Consider the following 5,353-nt stretch of genomic DNA (forward strand, 5'->3'; position numbering starts at 1 on the left):
TTAAATTCTTTTGGATAAGTGGTTTTTTTCGCCATGTTAAACACGTCCTTTTTCGTCTTGATATGATTTAAACATGACGCCAAAGCCGGTGTCTACTTTTTATACTAACCTCCAAAAAATTACACTTTATCGGCGAATATTCTTCATATATCGGCGAATAATCAATATTTATCGGCGAATCAAGGAAAACAATAACTTCCCACTTTTCTTTTACTCGTAAAAGTCTCAAACCATTTTATGTGACCAGGAGTGTCACACCGACAGGACAGTGGGAAAGGCTTATTATCCCACTAAATTTCTATTAAATTTATTGAGAAATCTCTATCCTGAAAATGGGACGCGGTGCCCTATGTCCCTAACCACTTCTTCGCCTCCTCGATTCGAATCGGCATGTCTTCTTTATTGCCCTTCCAGATGGCTGTCATTAATTCGACGATTGGCGGCAGTGTTAGGTTGGCCTGTTTCATGACATCAGGGCGCCCGAAGAGTTCCCTTGGTTGAAATGTCCCGAGACACTGACCTTGGTGGATGACAATTACATCCTCCGCCCATTCTGCGACAAACTGCATATCATGGGTGGTGACAATCACCGTTTTTCCCTGCTCCTGCAGCAATTGCAATATCGATGCCATCCGTTCTTTTCCATAGGGATCAAGAAAGGCCATTGGTTCATCCAATATAAATACGTCCGTCTCCATCGCCAGCACCCCGGCAATGGTGACATGCTTTTTTTGTCCGTAGCTTAGCTCGGAAGGGTTTTCCGTCAGTAAGTGCTCAATCCCTAAAATTTTGGTATATTTTCCCACTCTTTCCTGAACGTCTGAAGCGGATACGTCCATCTGAACTGGCCCAAACGCAATGTCATCGGACACCGTCAATGAAATAATTTGGTCGTCAGGGTCTTGAAAAGCGATACCGACATGCTTATATAGTTCTTTCCGTAACTTCTTATCAAGCTTTTGGCCACGGAGGAAGATGTCCCCCTGCTGCTGGGCAAACAGCCCATTTAAATGAAACAAAATCGTCGACTTGCCTGCACCGTTTGCGCCGACAATGGCTGTTTTCCGGCCTTCGCGAATTGAAAAAGTGATGTCGCGTAATATTGGCTTGTCCCTCGTATAGCCATACGACACCTCGTTAAATCGAAATAAATCCACTATCCCATACCTCCTACAAAAAACATACAAAGAACGCAGCCAGCCCACAGTGCACAATGCAGCCACTCATATGGTGGGATAAGTTCTGTCCTGATTGATTTAACACCTTCTCCTTTGTAGCCCTTACTTAACATCCCCAAATAAATTCGTTCCGAGCGTTGAAAGGAACGAAGCAGTAGACTTCCCAACAGCCCGCCTAATACCCTGTATTTCTTTATCTGGAACCAATTGCCTGTATAAAAACCCCTGCTCCGGAGACTTAACAGCATTTGCCGTACTTCCCCGCGAAACACATCCATAAATCGCAAGGTAAACAAGATTAGTTCAATAAAAATCGCTGGAAGCCGAAGTTCAGCCAACGCTTGTAAAAAAGCAACGATCCCTAAACGGTAAAACAGGAAGTTGAGCACCTGGGCGACAAACAGTAAGCGACCGCTATATTGGAGTGCTTTTATCCAGCCATGACTCCCTTCATAAAACGGAAAGAATAGAAACGTAAACAGCATAAAGAAGGCGATCGGCTTTAGCTGTTTAACAAACGCATGAAGCGGAATTCGATATATAAACAAAAGCAGGAGGCCGATGACGAGATTTCCGCCAATCATCACAAGATTCTTCGGTAGAACACCAAGAATAATCAAGATAAGAGCCATCACCACTTTTACTCTTGGCATCGGCTCCGCAATCATCTGCGTTTCCCTGCCATTTTTCCAAGCAAAAGAAAGAGCACAAACGTAATCGCTACGCCAAGGATGCCGGCAAGACTGGTTGACAGCCATGAATGGACGCCAGGAACCCCGTAGTCAGGGAGTGGTGAATGTAAATACGATGTGGCTCTGTCAATAAACCCTAATTGTTCTCCTGCCTTTTCGTAGCCATCGGGATGTGTCGATGCTAATAATGATACTGCACCGGCAATAAATAACGATACCGCTATCCAAAGAACTAACCGTTTCTTCATCGTAACCTCTCCTCACTAACGCCAAGGAAAAAGGAAGAGCGGCGGGCGAACGGAACAACTGCCGCTGTTATCACGCCTTCGCCAATCCCAATAATCAAATGCCAAAGAATAAGTGTTTGTAATGCCAATTGATAGGAAACAACATGTGATGCTCCGAGCTGAAGGGCGGCAAATCCAGCCGTGACAACCACAGAGACCCAGCCGGCGATAAATACCATCACCGAAACAGGGACTTTTGTTTTTCGTAAAAGTTTATAAACTAATGTTGCAGCCAGTGGTGCAAGGATGGCCAGATTGAGAATATTGACACCAAGCACACTGATGCCGCCATCCTGGAAGACCACTGCTTGGATGGTGACGACGGTTGTCATAATGAGTGTCGTCGGCCAAAATCCAAATAAATAGGCAGCCAGTGCTCCGCCAATCAAATGTCCGGATGCTGCTGCCCCTAATAGTGGAAAATTCACCATTTGCGCTGCAAAGATAAATGCAGCCATCACGCCCATAATCGGCACAGCAGTCTGTTGCAGGTTCTTTTTCGATTCTTTAACACTTTTGGCAAGGACGACAGCCGATACGGCAGCACCTGCTGCTAAAATAGCAGGACTTAAAATCCCATCAGGAATGTGCATAATAATTCTCCTTTTCACTTTTTCTATAAAAATATTTGTGATATCGTTACGTTATAAGGAAGGAGGTAAACTATTTTGAATTCAAAGAAATTAAGCCGGTTTGGCGTATCCATGGAAGAAAGTTTACTCGAAAGCTTCGACCAATTAATTGAGGAAAAAGGATATAAAACCCGCTCGGAAGCGGTCCGAGATTTAGTCCGTGAAAAATTAGTCAAACATCAATGGGAGCAAGATGATCATGAGGTTGCAGGCTGTCTCCTGATTTTTTATGATCACCATCAGCGCCATCTAATGGCAGAATTAACAACGATTCAGCACGACTACCATGATTCGATTCTGGCAACGACTCATTTTCACCTTGATCATCATAACTGCCTTGAAATGATTGTCGTTCGCGGGAATGCCCTAAATATTCGCAGTTTACGAGATAAATTGCTTAGTTTAAAAGGGGTAAAGTATGGCCAACTGTCCGTTTCCCCTGTATACGAACCGTAATCGTGTTACTTTTCAATATAATCGTAACACCAATATATGCCAGAGAATTGGTGTATATGTGTCTATTTTTAGTTTATTTAAGGTTAGAAAAGCCGTTTCATTAATTGTGGAACGAAAGAATCTCCTCAAGAAATGGCTCGAATCCTATCAACCATAACAATTAATGCCCCCTTTACAAAATATAAGAAATATCAAAACAATTTTTTTACTTTTTGTCCAATGACAGCCCAATTTGTAGAAAATATAATAATATAGGCAGGGATGGGAGGTTAGTGCCACAATAAAATAAAAGCGCTTACAATTAAGGGTAGTGGGGTATTGCGGATTTTAGTTTCTGAATATTCAATCTTCCGTGAAATTGACGGCTCGAAAGTTATCATGAATATCCTCTGTCAACCTTGTTTTAAATGGTTTTGTTTTGAAGCTTTTGGAGGACCAAAAAAGGGGGAATTTGATTGAAAACGCAGATTGAGCAAAACGGCATTGTCATTTTGACAAAAGAAGCTTCGGACAGCCTGGAGGGAAGTGGGTTATGGAATGACGATCTCCGCCCGACGACCATGAAGGAGCATTCGTGGAAAGGTCTGAACTTTGCGACGCTATGGATTGGAATGTGTTTATGTATTCCAGCTTATACAATGGCAAGTGGATTGATTTCTTTAGGAATGAACTGGTGGCAGGCGATTGCAACCATCTTTATTGGTAACGTAATTGTTCTTATTCCTATTTTATTGAATTCTCATGCTGGGACAAAATTCGGGATACCGTACCCAGTTTTTGCCCGCCTTTGGTTTGGCTCAAAGGGAGCACATATTCCTGCTATGGCAAGAGCCATTGTTGCTGCCGGCTGGTTTGGTATTAATACCTGGATTGGAACCGGCGCTATCGATACCTTATTATCAGCTTCCTTCTCTTTCTGGAGCTTTTCGGGACATACAGTCATTGTCTTTGCTCTTTTTTGGCTCTTAAATGTAGCAGTTGCTTATAAGGGTCCGCAGGCTATGAAATATTTAAGTTTGATTGCAACTCCTGTTGTTGGGATCTCAGCGATTATTCTCCTCATATGGGCACTCACCAATTCCGGCGGCTGGGGGCCGATTTTATCGACTCCATCTAAATTCCAGACAACCAGTGAATTTTTAAAAGTGTTCTTCCCTGCCGTAACCGGGGTAATTGCCTTCTGGGCTACACTAGCTTTAAACATTCCTGACTTTTGCCGTTACGCAAGAAGCCAAAAGTCGCAAATGGTTGCACAAAGCTTTTCACTACCTCTTACCATGACGATTTTCTCCTTTATTGGAATTGCAGTAACTTCTGCTACTATGGTCATTTTTGGGCAGGCGCTTTGGGATCCGGTTGCGCTTTTGGCAAAGTTCCCGCCATTTATCATCTTTTTAGGTACACTCGTGATCGTTATTTCATCTTTAACTATCAATGTTGGAGCAAACGTGGTTGCGCCAGCCCGTGCAATAGAAAATTTGAATCCAAGACGAATTACCTTTGGACTCGGAGCTATAATTACAGGTCTATTTGCCATCCTCATGCAGCCGTGGTATATCATGGAGAACTTTGGTAATTACATTTTTGGCTGGCTTGGAACATATGGTGCCTTACTTGGGCCAATCGATGGAATTGCCATAGCTGATTACTGGCTTGTTCGTAAACGGCAAATGGCTCTTCATGAGCTGTACGATGTGAACGGCCGTTACAGTTATACGGGAGGTTTTAATAAAAATGGGGTTTATGCGCTCATCATCGGAGTAGCCGTCCCGGTTCTTGGTCTCATCATTCCGGGACTTCATTTCTTATGGGATAATGCATGGACGTTTGGATTGATTGTTGCGATTATTGCCTACACTTATTTAATGAAGGGCGATCAGAGCGTACTCAAAAAAGGTGAGTATGAAAAAATTACAAGCTACAAAAATTCAGTTTCAGGGAATCTTGCAGATACAGTGGATGGAAGCAGTCCAAATGTTGATCTATATTAATACCTGAAATCTGCTTTAACAAAAGGCTGTGTTAAAGAACATTGTTGATTTTGAGCACAATGTTGATTGGAGTGGAAGGCGCGAGACTCCTGCGGGAGCAGCGGGACAGGTGAGACC

The 5,353-nt window shown here is 43.1% G+C and carries 6 protein-coding genes; 2 read left to right on the plus strand and 4 right to left on the minus strand.

Annotated features, from left to right (window positions below):
* Window positions 1-347: 347 nt before the first annotated feature.
* The 4 genes from ACFVSW_RS27775 to ACFVSW_RS27790 are packed head-to-tail and all read right to left on the minus strand — an operon-like array spanning window position 348 to window position 2,750.
* Entirely contained in the window at window positions 348-1,157 is an 810-nt protein-coding gene (locus ACFVSW_RS27775; protein WP_387319859.1) for an energy-coupling factor ABC transporter ATP-binding protein, read from the minus strand.
* Window positions 1,157-1,846, minus strand: coding sequence for an energy-coupling factor transporter transmembrane component T family protein (locus tag ACFVSW_RS27780; RefSeq protein WP_387319860.1), 690 nt, complete (start codon window positions 1,844-1,846; stop codon window positions 1,157-1,159). The genes ACFVSW_RS27775 and ACFVSW_RS27780 overlap by 1 nt, the downstream gene beginning before the upstream one ends.
* Window positions 1,843-2,118, minus strand: a complete 276-nt coding sequence (locus ACFVSW_RS27785) for a PDGLE domain-containing protein (RefSeq protein ID WP_387319861.1) — start codon at window positions 2,116-2,118, stop codon at window positions 1,843-1,845. Before ACFVSW_RS27785 ends, ACFVSW_RS27780 begins: the two co-directional genes overlap by 4 nt.
* A complete protein-coding gene (locus tag ACFVSW_RS27790; protein WP_387319862.1) occupies window positions 2,115-2,750 on the minus strand; it encodes an energy-coupling factor ABC transporter permease in 636 nt (211 codons plus the stop codon). The genes ACFVSW_RS27785 and ACFVSW_RS27790 overlap by 4 nt, the downstream gene beginning before the upstream one ends.
* A gap of 75 nt (window positions 2,751-2,825) precedes the next feature.
* Between ACFVSW_RS27790 and nikR the strand changes: the two genes are divergently transcribed.
* A complete protein-coding gene (nikR, locus tag ACFVSW_RS27795; RefSeq protein ID WP_387319863.1) occupies window positions 2,826-3,245 on the plus strand; it encodes a nickel-responsive transcriptional regulator NikR in 420 nt (139 codons plus the stop codon).
* Between the two features lie 455 nt (window positions 3,246-3,700).
* Complete coding sequence (locus ACFVSW_RS27800; RefSeq protein WP_387319864.1) at window positions 3,701-5,236, plus strand: NCS1 family nucleobase:cation symporter-1; 1,536 nt, start codon at window positions 3,701-3,703, stop codon at window positions 5,234-5,236.
* Window positions 5,237-5,353 lie beyond the last annotated feature (117 nt).

The sequence above is a fragment of the Neobacillus sp. NPDC058068 genome, assembly GCF_042885335.1.
Lineage (GTDB): Bacteria > Bacillota > Bacilli > Bacillales > Cytobacillaceae > Neobacillus.